This window comes from Burkholderia sp. WP9 (genome assembly GCF_900104795.1).
Lineage (GTDB): Bacteria > Pseudomonadota > Gammaproteobacteria > Burkholderiales > Burkholderiaceae > Paraburkholderia.
In genome coordinates this window covers 3304356-3323067 of record NZ_FNTG01000002.1, presented here as the reverse complement: position 1 = coordinate 3323067, position 18712 = coordinate 3304356, and the positions used below count along the sequence as shown (strand labels likewise).

Below are 18712 nucleotides of genomic sequence, written 5' to 3'. Positions count from 1 at the left end.
CGGGGTGTACCGATGCCGCAGCGATGCCCGCTTCACGGCATGCTCGGGCCGTCGCGCGACGCTAAACCGGTGTCCGTCTTGAATCATGCTTCGCCTTCCACCATTGTCTCCAACGCGGCTGCGACGCCGCGGCCCTCGGCGTGTCCGGGGCTGCTGCGCATCGTGGCCGCCCGCGACGGCGGGCTTTGCCGCATCAAACTGCCTGGCGGCGAGTTGAGCGCGGCGCAGGCGCGCGCGATCGCGGCTGCCTGCGCACGCCACGCTGCCGGGGCAATCGAGCTGACCAATCGGGCGAATCTGCAGGTGCGTGGGGTGAAGCCGGGCGAGGAAGCCGCGTTGATCGCGGCGCTCGTGGCTGCCGGGCTCGGGCCCATGCCGTCGAGCGCCGCGGCGAAGGCATCGGACACATCAGCGGCAATCGCCGCCGACGACGTGCGCAACGTGATGATCAGCCCCGCTGCCGGACGCGATCCGTCAGCCCTGTTCGACACGCGCCCGCTGTGCGCCGATCTGCTTTCGATGCTGCAAAGCGAAACGCGTTTCGCGGCGCTGTCGCCGAAATTCGCGCTGCTGCTGGACGGCGGTGAACGGCTCGCGAAAGTGGATCATCCGCACGATGTCTGGCTGGCGGCGTCGCAGGAGCCGGACGGCGTGCGATTCATATTCGGGCTGGCGGGTTGTCCGCCCGCCAGCGCGTCTGCGGGCTCGCCGACGCAATACGACGATACCGGTTCGCCGGACCCGGCTGCACAACCCGGTGCGCACAGCACGGCTGCATTGGCGGCGCTTCTGCCTTCACAGGTCCCCGCTCTGGTGCGCGCGCTGCTGTTCACCTTCCTCGAACTCGCCCCCGCCGACGCCACGCGCATGCGTCACCTGCTAGCCGGCCATTGCGCCGACGCGCTCTTGCATCACGCTCAACGGTACGTCCATTTTCCGCTGACGCGAGACGCGTCGCTGGCCCACTGGCGTCGAGCCGCGCCCGCCGATGCGAGCCTGCGCCTCGGCGTCCACCCTCAACGGGGGCCCGGAGCCTCGCACGTAGGCGGCCAGCCAACGCTCGGACGCCTCGACGCCGGCACCCTGCGCGCCCTCGCCGCGCTGTCCCAGCAGCACGGTAACGGCACACTGCGTTTCACACCCTGGCAAAGCGTGCTGCTGCCCGACATCGCAACGCACGCGGTTCCCGCTGTGCTATCCGGCTTGACCACGCTCGGCCTCGCCACCGATCCCGCGCAAGCCATCACGCGCCTGATTGCCTGCGCCGGATCGAGCGGCTGTGCGAAGAGCCTCGCCGACACCAAGGCCGACGCGCTGCGCCTCGCCGCCCGCCTGCCTGACGGCGTCGACGTGCATCTGAGCGGCTGTTCCCGCTCGTGCGCCGCCGCGCATTGCGCGCCATATACGCTGCTAGCGGCGGCGCCCGGCCTCTACGACCTTTATCGACGCGACGGACGGCCCGGTTTCGGCCAGTGCGTCGCGCGCCAACTGACGATCGACCAGGCCGCCGACATGTTCGAACGCCTGGCCCGGAGTAACACCGATGCTTGATTACATTCGCGACGGTCAGGAGATCTATCGCCAATCCTTCGCGACGATCCGCGCGGAGGCCGACTTGTCGCGCATTCCCGCCGACCTCGAAAAACTCGCGGTGCGTGTGATCCACGCGTGCGGCATGGTCGATGTGATCGACGATCTGGAGTTTTCCGCAGGCGCGGGCACGGCGGGCCGTGCGGCGCTCGCGCAAGGCGCGCCGATCCTGTGCGATGCCGGCATGGTCGCGCAAGGCATCACGCGCGCGCGGTTGCCGGCGAACAACGAAGTCATCTGCACGCTCACGCACTCGGACGTGCCGTCGCTCGCACGCGAACTCGGCAATACGCGCTCCGCGGCCGCGCTCGAATTGTGGCGGCCGCATCTGGCGGGTAGCGTCGTCGTGATCGGCAATGCGCCGACCGCGCTGTTTCATCTGCTCGATATGCTCGACGCGGGCGCGCCCCGGCCTGCCCTGATCCTCGGCTTCCCGGTGGGCTTTGTCGGCGCGGCCGAATCGAAAGCCATGCTCGCGGAAAACAGCCGCGGTGTGCCCTATGTGGTCGTGCACGGCCGTCGCGGCGGCAGCGCCATGGCGGCGGCCGCCGTGAACGCGCTGGCAACGGAGGTCGAATAAATGACCGTGCAAGGACGTTTGTTCGGACTTGGCGTCGGCCCCGGCGACCCGGAACTCATCACGCTGAAAGCACTGCGTTTGCTGAAGGCGGCGCCGGTGGTCGCGTACTTCGTCGCGAAGGGGAAGAAAGGCAACGCGTTCAGCATTATCGAAGCGCATTTACACGACGCGCAGCAGCATCTGCCGCTGGTTTATCCCGTCACCACGGAAGCGCTCGAACCGCCGCTTTCCTACGAAGCGATCATCGCCGATTTCTACGACACCGCCGCCGAAATCGTCGCCGCGCATCTCGACGCGGGTCGTGACGTCGCCGTGATCTGCGAAGGCGATCCGTTCTTCTACGGCTCGTACATGTATTTGCACGACCGGCTCGCGGCGCGCTACGAGAGCGAAGTCGTGCCCGGCGTGTGCTCGATGCTCGGCGGCGCGGCGGTGCTCGGTTCGCCGCTCGTGTACCGCAATCAGAGTTTGTCGGTGCTCTCGGGCGTGCTGCCCGAAGACGAATTGCGCCGGCGTCTGGCCGATGCCGACGCCGCCGTCGTGATGAAACTCGGCCGCAACTTCGACAAGGTGCGGCGCGTGCTGGGCGAACTCGGCCTCGCGGACCGCGCGCTCTACGTCGAACGCGCGACGATGGGCAATCAACGCATCGTTGCGCTCGCCGACGTGGATCCGATGGCGTCGCCGTATTTTTCGCTGCTCGTGGTGCCGGGGGAAAAATGGCAAGGATGAACGCGCCCGCGATCGTGATTCTCGGCGCGGGCGCGTTGGCGACAGCGCGACGCATTCAGGCGCTGTATGCGGATAGCCGGGTGCACGGCTTGCGCGGACGTGTCGAGGCGGACGTGGCTTACAGCGAACTCGGCGCGCATTTGCGGGAACTGTATGCGCGCGGCACGCCGATCGTCGCGTTGTGCGCGGCGGGTATCGTGATTCGCTGCGTCGCGCCGTTGTTGGCGAACAAAGGCGTCGAGCCGCCGGTGCTGGCCGTTGCCGAAGACGGCAGCGCGGTCGTCCCACTGCTCGGCGGTCTCGCCGGCGTCAACGTGATGGCGCGCGAGATGGCCGCGATGTTGGCCGTGCCGCCTGCCATCACGACGAGCGGCGAGTTGCGTTTTGGCACCTGCGTGCTCAATCCGCCTGATGGTTATACGCTCGCCGACGTCGGGCAAGGAAAACGCTTCGTGTCGGATCTGCTGGCTGGCGAAAGCACGCGTATCGAAGGCGACGCGCCGTGGCTCGATGACGCGCAACTGCCCCGCTCCGACTCGGCGCGCCTCGCGATTCGCGTGACGCCGCGTGCGTGGGACGGGCGCGAGGATGAGTTGGTGATTCATCCGCGAAGTGTGGTCGCGGCGGTCATGGGTGCGGGTGCGGACGCGGGTGCGGGTGCGGATGCCAGTGCCAGCGCCAGTGCCGGGATTGTGGCCCGCGTGCAGGAGGCACTCGATACGCACGGTCTCGCGCCGCTGTCCCTCGCGGCGTTACTAGCCTCGTCTGAGTGCATGGGCGATCCGGCGCTGGCCGAGGCCGCGGCGAACCTGAATGTGCCGTTGCGCTTCGCGCTGACGCGTCCCGAAGATGGCGAACCGCCGGGCAACCTGCTGCATGCCGCGCTGCGCATTCCCTACGAAACGCTGCACAACGATTCGACGGCAGGCGTGGCGCTTGCGTTGGCACCGCTCGCCATCGATCCGGACACGATCGGCCGCGTGCGTGGCCGCCTGACCGTGATCGGCCTCGGCCCCGGCAGCGCCGACCTGATGGTGCCCGCCGCGCGCACGGCGCTCAATGAAGCCACCGATATCCTCGGCTACGACACTTACGTGAAAATGGCCGGCCCGTTGCGCGCCGACCAACGCGTGCATGGCACGGACAACCGCGAGGAACTGCAGCGCGCGCGACATGCCTTCGAGTTGGCGAGCGAAGGACGCGCGGTGGTGATGGTGTCCTCGGGCGACCCCGGCGTATTCGCGATGGCCGCGGCGGTGCTAGAAGTGTTAGAGGCCTCGCAGAACACGGACTGGGCGGCGGTCGAGCTATCGATCGTGCCGGGCGTATCGGCGGCGATGGCAACGGCGGCACAAGCCGGTGCGCCGTTGGGCCACGACTTCTGCATGCTGTCGCTGTCCGACAACCTGAAGCCCTGGGCGATCATCGAAAAGCGCCTTAGGCACGCGGCCGAAGCGGATCTGGTGATGGCGTTCTACAACCCGATTTCGCGCGCACGGCCCTGGCAACTGGATAAAGCGCTGGACATCGTGCGGGAATATCGGCGTGCGCAAACGCAGGTAGTGCTGGGCCGGGACATTGGTCGGCCTGGTAGCACGCTGAGGACGATCACGCTGGGCGAACTGCGTTCGTCTGATGTGGATATGCGCACGATGGTAATCGTGGGGTCGTCCACGACGCGCAGGTTCGGCAACGCGGACGAAGGCGGCGAGTGGGTTTATACGCCGCGCTGGTATGAGTGAACGTGTGCGCTATGAGGTTTTTCTGCGCATGAACCGACGTATCGCCAGACAGCAAAGAACGACCGGTACGCCGATGCACAGGGTAGCTATTGCCCAATAAAGGTCCATGACGTACAAAATCAAGTTCTCGTCGAGATCTGACCCGGCGCCTTGGCCTGTGGCTGATAGGTAGAATTTGACTACTGCCTTGACTGGAGCGGGTATATGAAGGGGGTATCTCGTAAGCGGACTCGACAGTTGCCAACCCAGAAAGCTAATAACGACAAGCACGAGTAGGGACGCAGCAAGCGTTACAGGCAAAGGCACTTTGGGAATCGTTTCAGCGCTCTTCCTCGCCATGCTGTAGCGGGAGCCCCATCGTTTGAACCCGATCAGTACTACAGCGGTCAGTAACGTGGCAATCGCCCAGTAGAGAAGCAACGCCAGCATTTCCATATCGTCAGGATTTGCCAGATCATCATTACCGGAAATTGCCAGTGAAAACCGAATGGATCTTTCGACAGAAAGCGGCATTTCCATAGGCAACAACGTGAAAAGACACGTGATATACCATCCGCCAACTACGGAGCCTAAAAGACACGCAACGATGCAAAATGCTGTCAGCGCGTATTTTCTTATCATTTCACTTCGACCGTTCCATAGGCCTTCATTGTCGTTCGAGGGACGGGCAGTGTGCGGCCGCGCGAACGAATGTACTTTTGTAGGCGGTCAAAATCGTTCGGATCCTTGACGGTGATACATCCTTCGCTCAATCGGAGTGACCCCATTGGGTGCAACCTGAAATTGCCGCGTTTAATGCCATCAATGTTAGTCGTGTCTCCAGAGACAGGATTCCATAACATGAACCAGCTCCGCCTGTCGGTGGACCCGCCATACTGATTGAATAAGTCACGCATCGGCCCGATGAATCCGCCTGATTGCCGATCGACCAAGTAATAGACACCCTTGGGTAAAGGGCCGACATTCGGCACGGCAACATCGTCAGGATTGTCCCGGCCCCGACCGTTTCCAGAAAACGCGGCTACCGACACGGTTCCGTCGCAAATGAACGAGGAAGTGACCTCCCTGTTAAGAACAAAAGTACACTTGACCGGCATTTCCTCTGCCCCTGCCCCGTCAATTTGCAGTGTTGTTCTTGATATAAAGCGTCGCGGTTACCGCACCGCCGCTTCCCCCCAGCGCGTTCTGCACGAAGTACTCATGCTTCATTGTCGAAAAGGAAAGATGAACCTCTTCGTGGCATTCGTCGCCACCGCCGATCGGTTCGACCTGGGTAATGACCACGTCGTGCATCGTGATCTTCAGGTATTCGAATGGCAGTCCCCCGGCCTTGCGCACGGTCAACCGCACCTGATTAATATGCTTGCCCGTGAAACAGAACCTGGTCAGATTCGGACTCGCGCGGTCGAGCTTGTGAGTGAACTCCAGGTCTGAAACGGTAGCCTTGCCCGCGCCGCCGCCGGAACCCGACATCATGGTCGAGGCCTGTGAAACCTTCCAGCGCCAACCGATTACGTCGATTTCGTTCAGATGCGACCCGTCCTGCGATTCGCCGTCGATGCCGTCAATCTTGATGAAGGTATCCTGCGCCATGAGCCATCCCCGTGATCCGTGCGACTGTTCAGACGGTCGTCACGCGGACATGCGCACGCATTCGGCACAAGCAGGGTTAACCAATCCTGGCGGAAGGCTCAGACCGCAGCGAAGACTCGATGTGATAGTTTCAGGGGAAACGTCTATCGATGGAGATCGGATCTTTCTGCAAATCTGCGTGAGTTTTCATCGGCCGCATGTGGCAATTCATGCGGCCTTGCGCGGTGATCGCTGACACCGTGCTTGCGTGGCCCGGCAGCTAGGCCGCCACCTTCAGATCATCAATCGCCCGCTGCCTCACGCCGAGATCGTCCCACAGCTCGGGATGACAAGTGAACACCAGAATCTGATGCCGCGTGGCCGCGTCGATCAGCGCGCGCTTGATGGCGTCGCGTCGCGCGGCGTCGGTATGCACGGCCGCGTCGTCGAGCATCAGCAAGGTCGGCCGGCCTGATGCCTTCAGCAAATCCGCATAGGCAAGCCGCGTCAGAATGCCGAGCTGTTCGCGCGTGCCGAAGCTCAGCGCATCGAGCGTGTCCGCACGGCCAAAGCGATCCAGCGTGGCGGGACTCAAATCGTCGCCGAGCGCGATCGTCGACTGCGGGAAAATCCGCTTCAGATAATGCCCGAGCCGTTCGGTCAACGGCGCGCGCAATTGCGCGACTGCGGCGTCGCGTTCGTCCACCAGCACTTCGTCGAGCAGACTCAACGCGCTCGCGCGCAAGCTGAGTTCGTCCCGGCGCCGCGTGGCCTGTTCGACTTTGGCCTTGAGCACCGCCAGACGCTCGCCAAGCCCCGACGCGCCCACGGTCTCCAGTTGGCTGCGCAAGCCCGCGATCCGCACTTGCCGCTCGTTCTGCTCGCTGCGCGCGAGTTCCGCCGACGCGCGATAGCGCTTCGCCTCCGCCGCCGGATCATCGAGGCGCGCGGCTTCCAGCTCGCGCTCACGCCCTTCGCGCTGCTTACGCAACGCCTCGACCTGCACGCGCTGTTCGACGATTTTCGTCTGCCACTGTTCGCGGTTCCGACGGAAAGTTTCGTCGCTCAATTGCGCGTCCTTCCGCTGCAACTGAGCCGCAAGTGATTCCGCATTGGCCACGCCGGTCGATCTTTTTTCGGCCGCCTGCGTCAACACTTTTCGCGCAGCCTCCAACGCGTCGCGTGCGATTTCGGCGTTGCGGCGAGCCTCGTCGAGCGGCGCCGCGGTCGAGACGTCGGGCAGACTCGCCAGCCGCTCATTGGCCGCCTGCATGCGCGCCGCAGCCGTTGCCGCCGCCGCGCGCAGTGCCTCGATGCCCTGCGGCGCGTGCACCTCAAGAATCTTCGCCTGGCTTTTCTGCTGGGCGACCAGCGCCTTCCACTGTTCATGCCGCGATTCGCCCTCGCCGAGCGACGCCACGCCGAGCGCCTGCAACAACTGCGCATGTTGCGCTTCGAGCGACGCGAGTTCGGACAATCGCGCAGGCAGATCGGAGACGCCCGGCACCACCCGCAATTCGCCGAGCGAGCCGAGGCCGATCCGCTTCTCCCCGTCCAGACGTAGCACGCCTTCACCGCTCACCGGTTTATCGTCAACGGTCATCGCGCCGTGCAGGCGGTATTCGATGCGCGTCATCGCGGCTTCGGTGCGCGCGCGCAGCACGGTCAACTCGCTGCCGAGCGCGGCGAGCCGTTTCAGTTTCGCCTCGTCGATTTCGAGCGTGGCCGCGACGCGCGCAGCTTCCAGCATTGCGTCGTTAGCTTTGGCGGCAGCGGCGATCGACGCTTCGAGCCGCTCGCTCTCGGCCCGATAGAGCTCAATCTGGCTGCGCAGATCGGCCACCGTCACTGCCGCATTGGCCAACTCGAGCGCGCGGTTCGCATCGGCAAAAGCCTGCTCGAATTGCGCCACGCTGGCTGCGGCTTGTGCGTGCTCGGCCTGCACCGCCGCCACGCTCGCCCGCAGCGCGTCGAGTTGCTGCCGCTCGCGCGCGACGGCGGCTTCCAGTTCGAGTGCGTTCTGCTCCTGTTGCAACGGCAGCGCCAGTTCGGCCTCACTCGCCTTGAGCGCTTGCGCGAGCCCTTGCAGGTTGCGTTCGAGTTCAGCCGCGGCATCGGCGCGCTGCTGCGCCTGCAAGGCTTTCTGCTCGTGAAGCTCCCAGGGGCGCTTGCGCTGCGTGTCGTCGAAGGCTTCCTGCTGCGCGGCAAGCCGCGCGATGTTCTCCTCGAACTGTTGACGCTGCTGCTCCAGTTCATCGCGCTCTTCGATCACCCGGGCGAGGGTCTGTTCGGCTTCGGCGAGCGGCCCGGTGGACTTCTGCGTGCGCGCGGTAAGCAGTTGCCGAAGCTCGCGCTGCACGGCGGCGATCAGCGCGTCCTCACCGGCGGATTCGCTGCCGCCCGAGAGTTGCGACAGCGCATCGCGCAAATACTGAGCGGCGTGACCGGTGGAATCGCGCACTTCCTGCGTGCCGCCTTGCTGCACCCACAATAAACCAGGAACGCCCGCATTCTCTGCCTTCAGCGGTCCACGCGCGGCGCGCGAAAAACCCAGCAAGGCCGCGAGCTTGTCTTCAGCTTCATCCTCGCCGAACACGCTCTGGCCGATCTTGAGTTCGCAGCGCTGCCGCGTGACGAACTGCTTCGACAGCCGGCATGCCGCGCCGTCCAGCTCGAAACTCACTTCGACCGACGGCTGTCCGCTCGCCTTGCCCCACGGCAGCAGGTCTTTCAGATGCGAGGCCTTGTAGCGCTCCAGAAACACGGCGCGTACGGCTTCGGCAATCGTGCTCTTACCGGCCTCGTTCGGGCCGACGAAAAGATTGAGACCGGGCTGCAGGTCGTCGATGACGAGCCGCCCGGTGAACTGCTTGAATTCCTGGATCGCGATACTTTGCAGCTTCATGCGGACCTCGCTTCGCGCGGCAGTTCACGTTGGAAACGCGCCAGAAGCAGCAATGCTTCCGCCGCGCGCTTGACCGCTTGCGGGTCGGACTGCGGGTCTTCCTGCAAGCCACGCAGACGCGCCACCACCTTGGCGAGATAGCCGCTTTGCGCGCCGAGTTCGGCGAGGTCGTCGGCGGTGGGCAGCACTTGCAGGCCGCTCAGATCGACGCGCAAGGCCCGCACGCGGGCGCGCGCTTCTTCCACCGCGACGTGAAGCGCTTCGGCATCGGCGAGCGCGGCCGTGCCGCCGACTGCAACGCGCAGCACGTCGTGACTGCCCAGGGTGGCGAGGCGTGCCTTTAGCGAATCCACATCGGTCGGCACGGCGATGGTTTCGTCCCAGCGATGCCATTGATATTGTCCGACCCGCACCGGCTCGACCACCGGCGACGCGCCCGGCTCAGCCAGCGTGACGTCGAGCATGAAGCCCGGATCATTGGCGCGGAAGCGGTCCTGCTCGTGTGTGCCGGCATACCACGTGCGCTCGTCGACGCGCAGATGGCCGTGCCAGTCGCCGAGCGCCAGATAGTCCAGACGGGCGCTCGCGGCACGCGTCGGCGCGATCGGATTGGACGAGTCGATGCCCTCCTGCAGAATCCCGCTCACGCTGCCGTGCGCGAGCCCGACGCGGTGATAGCCGGGTGGCGTCTGCGTGGTATCGAAGAAACCGGTGGTGTCGTCGTAGGTGATGCGTTGCGTCAGCGGCGCGCACAGCAACGCGCACCGGCAGTCGTCCAGCAACACCACGCCCGGTTCGAGCACCACGCGCACATTCGGCGCGATGCAGTTCAGGCGCTGGGCACGCGTCCATACGCTCTCGACGAGCGCGGCGTCGTGATTGCCCGGCAACATGATCCACGGTCCGGTGAAGCCTTGCAGCGCGCCGAACAGACGGCGAATCACCGTGTCCGAGACCGTTTGCAGATCGAATACGTCGCCGGCCACGAGCACGGCGTCGACTTTGCGCGCGGCGGCTTCGGCGGCGATCCTGCGCACGGTCTCGAAGCGCGCTTCGGCAAGGTGCGCCGCCTCGTCCGGCTCGAACTGGCCGAATTGCGTGCCTATCTGCCAGTCCGCGGTGTGCAGAAACCTGATCACTGTGCCTCCATTCCATTCAATTGCAATCTGCCTCGCCGGGCGAGCCCGCGCAGCCTAGCCGTAGATGTTACCGTGCCGGCGCGCTAAAGATAGTCCCAGCCGGTTGGTACATGGGCTGGCGGGCGGCGCTACACTCGCGGTTCTGGACGCGCGTGAAGCGCGCCGCGTGATTTCAATCGCCCCGAACCCGCTGCCCTGCCGCCGATGAACAAAGCCATCGAACTGAAAAAAGCCAAGCGCACACCCTTACTCCTGTTGCTCGCGGCCGCCTGCGTTTTCGTGGTCACCGCGTTCATGCCGCGCGGCGTCTGGGTGGACGGCATCAAGGCGATCGCCGAGGCCGCGATGGTCGGCGCGCTCGCCGACTGGTTCGCCGTGGCCGCCCTGTTTCGCCGCGTGCCGATCCCGCTCGTCTCCGCCCATACCGCGATCATTCCGAGGAACAAGCACAAGATCGCCGACAACCTCGCGGTCTTCGTGAAGGACAAGTTTCTGGATGTGCCTTCGCTGGTCGGCCTGATCCAGAAACACGACCCGGCGCAAAGCATTACCGGCTGGCTCACGCAGCCGGCCAACACCGCGCGGTTGGGCGACTACGTCGTCAAACTGACCAGCGGCATTCTGGAATTGACCGACGACGTGCGCATTCAGGTCTTCATCAAGGACGCGCTGCGCGACGTGCTGGCCAAGGTGGACCTGTCGCAGTCGATGGGCGCCATTCTCGACACGCTCACCAAGGACGGCCGCCATCAGGAACTGCTCGACGCCGGCATCGAACAGGTCATCGCGCTGCTGCGCGAGCCGCAGGCGCGCGAGTTCATCGCCGAGCGCATCGTCGATTGGGTGAAGAGCGAATACCCGAAGATGGAGATGATCCTGCCTTCGGCATGGCTCGGCGAGAAAGGCGCGGAAGCGCTTGCCAACGCGGTGAACCGCATGCTCGAACAGATCAGCGAAAACCCGACGCACCAGCTTCGCGAGAAGTTCGATGACGCCGCGCACAAACTGATCGACAAGCTCAAGACCGATCCCGCCTTCCTGCAAAAAGGCGAGGAACTGAAACGCTACCTGGTGGAAGGCGACGCGCTCAGTTCGTATGTAAAAGACATGTGGGGCGAATTGCGTGCGTGGCTCAAGCGCGATCTGCAAAGCAGCGACTCGGCCTTGCATGCGCGCGTGATGGCGATGGGTCAATGGGTCGGACGCGAACTCGCGCACGATCCGGCGTTGCGCCAGTCGCTCAACGACCACCTCGAAGAAGCGGCGCGCACCATGGCGCCGGACTTTGCGCAATTCCTTACGCGGCATATCAGCGATACCGTCAAAAACTGGGACTCGCGCGACATGTCACGGCAGATCGAACTGAACATCGGGAAGGATCTGCAATACATACGGATTAACGGGACGATTGTCGGCGGCTTTATCGGCCTGCTGCTGTATGGGAGCTCGCAACTGTTCGAGCTGCTGCGCCTGCACTTGCGATAGGCGATAGACCCGTGAGGCGTCAAAGCGCCTACAATCCAGGCATATGACTTGCTCCAGCGCATTGCCCGGACGCCATCAGTTTGTCCGCGAGCGATCAGCATAAGAACAACAGCGCTTCTGAATCGGAACGTGTGCTCATGAAAATCTCGTTACCGCCAAATGGGCGGCCGAACCGCGTTTACCCGCCGGGCACGCCCAGCCTGCATGGCCTCGCTTCGGTGATCACCGGCGTGGTGGTGGTGTGCGGGCTGTACTTCGGCCGCGCGGTGTTGATCCCGATTACGCTGTCTGTGCTGCTCAGCTTCTTGCTCGCGCCGCTCGTGCAAATGTTGCGGCGTCTGCACATGGGGCAATTGCCCTCCATTTTCATTGCCGTGCTATTCGCATTGGCGAGCCTGCTCGCGGTCGGCGCGCTGATCGGCGCGCAGCTGGTGCAACTCGCGGGCGACCTGCCGCAGTATCAGGTGGCGATCGAGCAGAAGATTGAAACGGTTCAGGAAAAGACCGTCGGCCGCGCCGATTCGCTGATGAGCCGCGCCGCCGTCGCACTGCAGCGTGTGGCACCTTCCAAACCGAACCCGCCGCGCCCCACCGGACGCGCGGCGCGCAACGCGCCCGCCGTGCCGCAGCCGGTGGAAGTGCATGAGCCTGCGCCCACGCCGATGCAGCTCGCGCAACGCGCGTTGTCGCCGGCCATCGCGCCGATCGAGACGACCTTCATCGTGCTGGTCGTGACGATATTTATCCTGCTGCAGCGCGAGGATCTGCGCGACCGTTTGATCAGCCTGTTCGGCTCGCGCGATCTTCACCGCACCACGACCGCGATCAACGACGCCGCCGTGCGCCTAAGCCGCTACTTCGTCGCGCAACTGGGCGTGAATCTCAGCGCGGGCGGGGTGATCGCCATTGGGCTCGCGATTATCGGCGTGCCGGGTGCGCTCCTGTTCGGTGTAATCGCAGCCTTGCTGCGCTTCGTGCCGTATATCGGCATCTGGATCGCCGCGATTCTCGCGGTCTTCCTTGCTGCCGCGATTCAGCCGCAATGGACCATGGCGGTCTATACGCTGATTCTGTTCATCGTGGTCGACCTGGTGGCCGGGCAGATCGCCGAGCCTCTGCTGTACGGCCACCGCTCCGGGCTGTCGCCGCTCGCGGTGGTGGTCGCGGCGATTTTCTGGAGCTGGCTGTGGGGGCCGATCGGCCTCGTCCTGTCGACCCCGCTCACGTTGTGCGTGGTCACGATGGGGCGCTACGCGGACCGGCTGAACTTCCTCACGGTGCTGCTCGGCGATCAGCCCGCGCTCACACCCGCGCAGAACTTCTATCAGCGTTTGCTGGCGGACGATCCGCACGAGGCCATCGTGCAGGCGGAGCGGTTGCTGCGCGAGATGTCGCTGATCGACTACTACGACACAGTCGTGCTCGAAGGCCTCAAGCTCGCCCGCAATGATGCGATGCGCGGCGTGCTGATGCCGGACCAGTTGCAGCGCGTCAACGACGCGCTGGTGGACATCGTCGAAAACCTGGAGATCGCGGACGGCTTGCCGGACCGCCTGGCGCGCACCGAAGCCGCGGACGCCGCGAGCGCGCTGCACGAGTCGGCCTCGGCTTCGGCCGATCTTTCCGAGCGGCACGGCAGCCCTGTTTCGGCCCATCCGCCAATGCCCCGCGCAGCCGAAAAAACGTCAGTGCTATGCGTGCCCGGTCGCGGTTCATTCGACGAAGTGACAACCGCGATCGCCGTGCAATTGCTCGGCCGCCAGAATCTCGCGCCGATGATGGCCACGCACTCGGGCTACCGGAGCGCGCGCGCCGACGAGCCGAGTTTCAAGGATGCGTCGATCATCTGCATCGTCTCGCTCGACGCGCCGGAATCGCCGCCGTACTTGCGCAATATGCTGCGACGCACGCGGGAATGGCGCCCTCGCGCGACGCTCGTGCTCGGCGTGGGCGGCGCACCGGAGGGCGGCCCCGAGTCGGGCGCGACCGGCGCTTCGCACGCGGCGCCCACCTTCCGCGCGATGATCGAGGAATGCCTCGCGGCGTCCACCTTGCAGCATGCGCGCCACCCTTTGCATGTGGGCGGAGCGGATTGATCGAACGTCGGCAACCACGCGCGCGACCAGCGCGGCCGCGCGGGTACGCGTGCGCGCAAGCCTTAGCTCGTGGTCTGACCGCGGACCTGCCCGGCCAGTCTGCACGTTGTACCCCGCCACCTGCTAGCCACGAACCCGAATCGCTCGACGACTATCTTGTGTCGCCTTGTAGAGCCGCTCGGTCCCGCTCCAATCCGGCAAGCGCGTCAGCGCCCCAACCGCCGCCAAGCGCCTTGTAAAGGGTAACAAGGGAGGTGTACTCATTGCTGCGGGTCTGCGCATAAGCCAGTTGCGCGCTGAACAGACTTCGCTCGGCATCGAGAACTTCCATATAGCTGGTGTAACCGCCTTCATAGCGTTGTCGCGCGAGTCTTGCATAGGCACTCAGCGCGTCCACCTGGCGAGATTGCGCGCTCAGCCTTTCACGTGACTTCTCGACGCCGAGAAGCGCGTCGCTGACCTCCTGGAATGCGGACTGAACAGCCTTCTGGTACGCATACAGCGCCTGTTGCTGACGCGCGTTGGCCTGCTCGACCTGCCCGGCAATGCTGCCGGCGGAGAAAATCGGCTGGGTCAGTGCGCCTGCAAACGCCCACGTGTTCGCCGGCCCGCTAAAGAGCCTGCTCAACTGCGTACTCGACGAGCCCAGCAGCCCGGTGAGCGAAATCTGCGGAAAATAAAGCGCGCGCGCGGCGCCGATCAACGCGTTGGCGGAAATCAGGTTCTGCTCGGCCTGCAACACGTCCGGACGGCGCTCGAGCAGCGCGGATGGCAAGCCTGCCGGCACGTTGGGAGACTGGAGTTCATCGAGCGTACGGCCGCGAAGAATCGGACCGGGGTTGCGGCCGAGCAATACCGAAAGCGCGTCTTCCTGTTGCCCGATCTGCGCCTCGATGGCGGGAATGTCCGCCAGCGACGCCTCGTATTCCGACTGACTCTGGGCCAGTTCGACCTGCGAAATCTGCCCACCGTTGAAGCGCAGTTCGAACACTTTCACCGAACTCTCGCGGCTCGCCGAGGTTGCCTTTGCAATCTCGAGTTGCCGATCCAGGCTGCGCAGATTGATGTAGGACGTGGCAACCGACGCCACCAGCGTGAGCATGGTGGCCCGTTGACCTTCCTCGCTAGCGAGCAGATCCGCGCGCGCGGCTTCGGTCTGACGCCGCACACGGCCGAAAACGTCGATCTCCCATGAGATGGGCAACGTGGCATTGAACGAGTTGTAGGCCGAGCCAAGGCCCGCCGGCAACGAGGCTTGCGCAAGCGGCGAGACATGCTGGCGACCGGCGTTGAAACCGGCGCTGATCTGCGGAAACAGTTGCGAGCGCGTGGTGACGAATTGACCGCGAAATTCGTCGACGCGGGCGGCTGCGATTTTCAGGTCCTTGTTCTGCGCGAGCGCCGTGGCAATGAGTTCGTTCAGCACTGGATCGCCGAACTGCGCCCACCACGCCGTATCGACGATTTTCGCCTGCGCGCCATCCGAAAAGCGGAAGGTGGCCGGCGTGGCGATTGACGGCCGCGCATAGTCGGGGCCCATCACGCACCCGCTCAGACACAGGCAAAGCCCGAGTGCCGATACCCAGGAAACATTTGAACCGGCTGGACGCATGTCAATTACCCCGCTTCGTGCCGGGGTCCACACCGGTCGATCTGTTAGCCAATGAGGGCGAATCGGTCAGGCTCCCTTCACCTTGCCTCTCCGGCATCGCGCCTGCGTTCTTTTTGCCGGCGCGCCGCTCGTTCACCGATTCGAGCAGGAAGAAGAACATTGGAATAAAGAACACGGCGACGCCGGTCGCCCCCAACATGCCGCCGATCACCCCGGTGCCGATGGAATGCCGGCTGTTTTGCGACGCGCCGGTCGCGATAGCAAGCGGAACGCAGCCGAGAATGAAGGCGAACGACGTCATGACGATCGGCCGCAGCCGGTCGCGGGCGGCGGTCACCGCGGCATCGAACGCCGATGCGCCTTGGGCGCGATTCAGCACTGCAAACTCAAAAATGAGGATCGCGTTTTTCGCCGCGAGTGCGACGAGCATGGTGAGACCGATCTGGAAATAGACGTCGTTGTTCAAGCCTCTTATCAGGATGGCCAGCAAAGCGCCGAACAGAGCGAACGGCACCGCCATCAGAACGCCGACGGGCAAGCTCCAGCGTTCGTATTGCGCGGCCAGAATCAGGAACACCATCACCAGACCGAACACGAAAACGAGGCCCGACGTGCTGCCTGACTGGCGGGCCTCATAGGCTTCGCCGCTCCACCCCACGCCATATCCCGCGGGCATGGTTCGCGCAAGCTCCTCCAGCACGGCGATCACCTCGCCGGAGCTGTGGCCCGGTGCTGCATTGGCGGTGATCAGCACGGCGGGGAAATCGTTGAAGCGCGTCATCAGGGACGGTCCGGTCACGTACCGATACATCACGACCGATTTGAGCGGGACCATCGTGCCCGTGGTGCTGCGCACGAATACCTGCTCGAGATCCGCGGGCTTCAACCGGTACGAGGGCTCTGCCTGGAGAATGACCTGCCACAGACGGCTCGACTGATTGAACTGCGAAACGTACAGCGAGCCGAACAGGGTCTGCATCGTGCTGTACACCTCGTCGATCGGCACGCCGAGTGTGGCCGCCCTGTCGCGATCCACATCGACACGCAACTGCTGCGATGAGGCGTTGAAGGTCGACGTGACGCCCGCCAGTTCGGGACGCGCCTTCGCCTTCGCGACAAAATCCTGCACGACCTGCGCGAGTTGCGCCGTAGTCCCGTCGCCTTTGCTCTGAATCCACATTTCGGTGCCGCCCGTCGTGCCGAGCCCGGGAATCGACGGCGGGTTGACCGGCACGACGATACCTTCCTTGATGCGCGACAGCGCCCGGTAAGCGCCGAGCAGCAACGCACGCGCATTCTGCGTGCGAATGTTCGCCCATGCATACCGCTCGTCGAAATCCTTCAGTCCGACAAAGAATGTCGATGCGTTATTCATTGTCTGATTGTCGAGCAGGCTGTAACCGTCGACCACGGTGACGCTGCCCACCCCGGGTTGCTTCGCAAAGTAGTCGGTCACGCGCGACGACACCCGCCCGGTGCGATCGAGACTCGCCGAATCGGGCATGATGACTGCGCCGAGCAGGTAGCCCTGATCTTCAGGCGGCAGGAAAGCGTGCGGAATGGAGCGCATCATCGTGACGGCGAGCAGGAGCATGCCGGCGAATAGCAGCAGCGCAACGCCAAAGCGTCTGATGGTGAGCGACACGGCGCGGCCATAGCCCGCCGTGACCTGAGCGAAGGCGATATCGAACCACCTGAAAAAACGATGTTTTGCATGCGCTTGCGGTTTCAGCAGCACCGCAGCGAGCGCTGGCGACAATGTCAGGGCCACGACGCCGGAAAGGACCACGGAAATCGCAATGGTGATGGCAAACTGCTTGTACATCTGCCCGGTAATGCCGCCCAGAAATGCAACCGGCACGAATACCGCGCACATGACCAGCACGATCGTGACGACCGGGCCCGATACTTCATCCATGGCTCGCTTGGCCGCCGCGTTCGGCGAGAGGCCGGACTTGCGCATGTTGCGCTCGACGTTCTCGATCACGACGATCGCATCGTCCACCACGATGCCGATTGCCAGCACCATGCCGAACATGGTCAGCATGTTGATCGAGAAACCCAGAGCGGCCATGCCCATGAACGTCCCGAGGATCGAGACCGGCACCGCCAGCACCGGAATCAGCGTGGCGCGAAAGCTCTGCAAGAACATGAATACGACGATCACCACCAGCACGACGGCTTCGAAGAAAGTCTTCACCACGTCCGCGATCGACGCTCGCGTGAAGTCGGTGGTATCCATTGCGATGTTGTAGTCGATACCCTCCGGGAACGACCGTTTCATCTCAGCCAGCGTTGCGCGCACCTGCTTCGATACATCCAGCGCATTGGCGCCGGGCTGTTGATAGATCGCGATCACCGTAGCGGGCTTGCCCTGGAACCGGCTGCGTATCGAATAGTCTTTCTGCCCGAGTTCGGCCCGGCCGACGTCTTTTAAACGGACGATCGCCGCGCCGTTGCTCGACGCGCGAATAATGATGTTGTCGAATTCGGCGGGGTTGGCGAGGCGCCCGCTCGTCGTCACCGCGAACGACTGTTCCACTGGCAGGCCCGTCGGCGCCTGGCCGAGACGCCCGACTGCGAACTGCTGATTCTGGTTCGCCACCGCGTTTTGCACGTCGGTAGCCGTAATACCGAGCTGCGCCATGCGATCCGGGCGCAACCAGATACGCATCGCGTAGTCGGGTGTGCCGAAGATGCTGGCCTGGTTCGCGCCCGGAATGCGCTTGAGCGCATCGAGCACGTACACGTTCGCGTAGTTGGCGACGTAAGTCGAATCGAAGCGGTTATCGGGCGAGTACACCGCGACGACCATCATGAACGCGGACGATTTCTTCTGCACCTGCACGCCCTGCGATTGCACGGACTGCGGCAATTGCGGCAACGCGAGGTTGACGCGGTTCTGCACGTCCACCTGAGCCAGATCCGGATTGGTGCCGTTGCGGAAGAACGCGTTGATCGTCAAACTGCCGGTCGACGAACTCGACGAGGTCATGTAGATCATGTTGTCCGCACCGTTGACCTGCTGCTCGATAGGCGCGGCAACGTTGTTCGCCACCACGTCGGCACTGGCGCCCGGGTAGCTGGCGGTAATCGTGATTTGCGGCGGCGTGATGTCCGGGTACTGGGCGACGGGCAAGGCAAACATGGCCAACAGGCCGCCAAGCGCGATGACGATGGAGATGACCGACGCAAAGATCGGCCTGTCGATACAGTAATGGGAGAGCTTCATCCGGTTTGCCGCCTGGAGCGCAGAGTT

13 protein-coding genes are annotated in these 18712 nt (G+C 64.1%); 6 read left to right on the top strand and 7 right to left on the bottom strand.

The features are described from left to right. Window positions 1–39: 39 nt before the first annotated feature. The 4 genes from cobG to cobJ are packed head-to-tail and all read left to right on the top strand — an operon-like array spanning window position 40 to window position 4644. Window positions 40–1551: a precorrin-3B synthase gene (cobG, locus tag BLW71_RS35900; protein ID WP_286162238.1), complete on the top strand. Its 1512-nt coding sequence runs from the start codon at window positions 40–42 to the stop codon at window positions 1549–1551. Then, window positions 1544–2170 carry a precorrin-8X methylmutase gene (locus BLW71_RS35895; RefSeq protein ID WP_091808165.1) on the top strand — a complete coding sequence of 209 codons (627 nt, stop codon included), beginning with the start codon at window positions 1544–1546 and terminating at the stop codon, window positions 2168–2170. The genes cobG and BLW71_RS35895 overlap by 8 nt, the downstream gene beginning before the upstream one ends. After that, window positions 2171–2902 (top strand): precorrin-2 C(20)-methyltransferase, encoded by a 732-nt coding sequence (locus BLW71_RS35890; protein ID WP_091808162.1) that lies wholly within the window; start codon window positions 2171–2173, stop codon window positions 2900–2902. It abuts the gene before it with no gap. Then, the gene (gene cobJ / locus BLW71_RS35885) at window positions 2899–4644 is read left to right on the top strand and encodes a precorrin-3B C(17)-methyltransferase (protein WP_091808160.1); all 1746 of its coding nucleotides are present in this window, start codon (window positions 2899–2901) and stop codon (window positions 4642–4644) included. Before BLW71_RS35890 ends, cobJ begins: the two co-directional genes overlap by 4 nt. 9 nt (window positions 4645–4653) lie before the next feature. On the opposite strand, the gene BLW71_RS35880 is transcribed toward cobJ, so the two are convergent. The 5 genes from BLW71_RS35880 to BLW71_RS35860 all read right to left on the bottom strand — a co-directional run bounded on the left by BLW71_RS35880 (window position 4654) and on the right by BLW71_RS35860 (window position 10260). Next, window positions 4654–5163, bottom strand: coding sequence for a hypothetical protein (locus tag BLW71_RS35880; protein WP_286162200.1), 510 nt, complete (start codon window positions 5161–5163; stop codon window positions 4654–4656). A 98-nt stretch (window positions 5164–5261) separates the two neighbouring features. Next, entirely contained in the window at window positions 5262–5741 is a 480-nt protein-coding gene (locus BLW71_RS35875) for a DUF2778 domain-containing protein (protein WP_091808156.1), read from the bottom strand. A 19-nt stretch (window positions 5742–5760) separates the two neighbouring features. Beyond that, window positions 5761–6237, bottom strand: a complete 477-nt coding sequence (locus tag BLW71_RS35870; RefSeq protein WP_091808154.1) for an Hcp family type VI secretion system effector — start codon at window positions 6235–6237, stop codon at window positions 5761–5763. A 259-nt stretch (window positions 6238–6496) separates the two neighbouring features. Next, window positions 6497–9121 carry an AAA family ATPase gene (locus BLW71_RS35865; protein WP_091808152.1) on the bottom strand — a complete coding sequence of 875 codons (2625 nt, stop codon included), beginning with the start codon at window positions 9119–9121 and terminating at the stop codon, window positions 6497–6499. Beyond that, a complete protein-coding gene (locus BLW71_RS35860) occupies window positions 9118–10260 on the bottom strand; it encodes a metallophosphoesterase family protein (protein ID WP_091808149.1) in 1143 nt (380 codons plus the stop codon). Before BLW71_RS35860 ends, BLW71_RS35865 begins: the two co-directional genes overlap by 4 nt. Window positions 10261–10464: 204 nt before the next feature. On the opposite strand from BLW71_RS35860, the gene BLW71_RS35855 reads away from it, so the two are divergent. Both BLW71_RS35855 and BLW71_RS35850 read left to right on the top strand, forming a co-directional pair. Beyond that, window positions 10465–11745 carry a DUF445 domain-containing protein gene (locus BLW71_RS35855; RefSeq protein WP_091808146.1) on the top strand — a complete coding sequence of 427 codons (1281 nt, stop codon included), beginning with the start codon at window positions 10465–10467 and terminating at the stop codon, window positions 11743–11745. A 137-nt stretch (window positions 11746–11882) separates the two neighbouring features. Beyond that, window positions 11883–13841, top strand: coding sequence for an AI-2E family transporter (locus BLW71_RS35850; RefSeq protein WP_091809271.1), 1959 nt, complete (start codon window positions 11883–11885; stop codon window positions 13839–13841). A gap of 151 nt (window positions 13842–13992) precedes the next feature. Here BLW71_RS35850 and BLW71_RS35845 read toward each other — a convergent pair whose 3' ends face one another. Both BLW71_RS35845 and BLW71_RS35840 read right to left on the bottom strand, forming a co-directional pair. Beyond that, window positions 13993–15453, bottom strand: a complete 1461-nt coding sequence (locus tag BLW71_RS35845; RefSeq protein WP_091808143.1) for an efflux transporter outer membrane subunit — start codon at window positions 15451–15453, stop codon at window positions 13993–13995. Window position 15454: 1 nt separating this feature from the next. Next, window positions 15455–18685 (bottom strand): efflux RND transporter permease subunit, encoded by a 3231-nt coding sequence (locus BLW71_RS35840; RefSeq protein WP_091808140.1) that lies wholly within the window; start codon window positions 18683–18685, stop codon window positions 15455–15457. Window positions 18686–18712: the final 27 nt, after the last annotated feature.

Coding starts and splice junctions, on each gene's coding strand:
- cobG (WP_286162238.1), top strand. CDS start 40: ATGCTCGGGCCGTCGCGCGACGCTAAACCGGTGTCCGTCTTGAATCAT.
- BLW71_RS35895 (WP_091808165.1), top strand. CDS start 1,544: ATGCTTGATTACATTCGCGACGGTCAGGAGATCTATCGCCAATCCTTC.
- BLW71_RS35890 (WP_091808162.1), top strand. CDS start 2,171: ATGACCGTGCAAGGACGTTTGTTCGGACTTGGCGTCGGCCCCGGCGAC.
- cobJ (WP_091808160.1), top strand. CDS start 2,899: ATGAACGCGCCCGCGATCGTGATTCTCGGCGCGGGCGCGTTGGCGACA.
- BLW71_RS35880 (WP_286162200.1), bottom strand. CDS start 5,163: ATGGAAATGCCGCTTTCTGTCGAAAGATCCATTCGGTTTTCACTGGCA.
- BLW71_RS35875 (WP_091808156.1), bottom strand. CDS start 5,741: ATGCCGGTCAAGTGTACTTTTGTTCTTAACAGGGAGGTCACTTCCTCG.
- BLW71_RS35870 (WP_091808154.1), bottom strand. CDS start 6,237: ATGGCGCAGGATACCTTCATCAAGATTGACGGCATCGACGGCGAATCG.
- BLW71_RS35865 (WP_091808152.1), bottom strand. CDS start 9,121: ATGAAGCTGCAAAGTATCGCGATCCAGGAATTCAAGCAGTTCACCGGG.
- BLW71_RS35855 (WP_091808146.1), top strand. CDS start 10,465: ATGAACAAAGCCATCGAACTGAAAAAAGCCAAGCGCACACCCTTACTC.
- BLW71_RS35850 (WP_091809271.1), top strand. CDS start 11,883: ATGAAAATCTCGTTACCGCCAAATGGGCGGCCGAACCGCGTTTACCCG.
- BLW71_RS35845 (WP_091808143.1), bottom strand. CDS start 15,453: ATGCGTCCAGCCGGTTCAAATGTTTCCTGGGTATCGGCACTCGGGCTT.
- BLW71_RS35840 (WP_091808140.1), bottom strand. CDS start 18,685: ATGAAGCTCTCCCATTACTGTATCGACAGGCCGATCTTTGCGTCGGTC.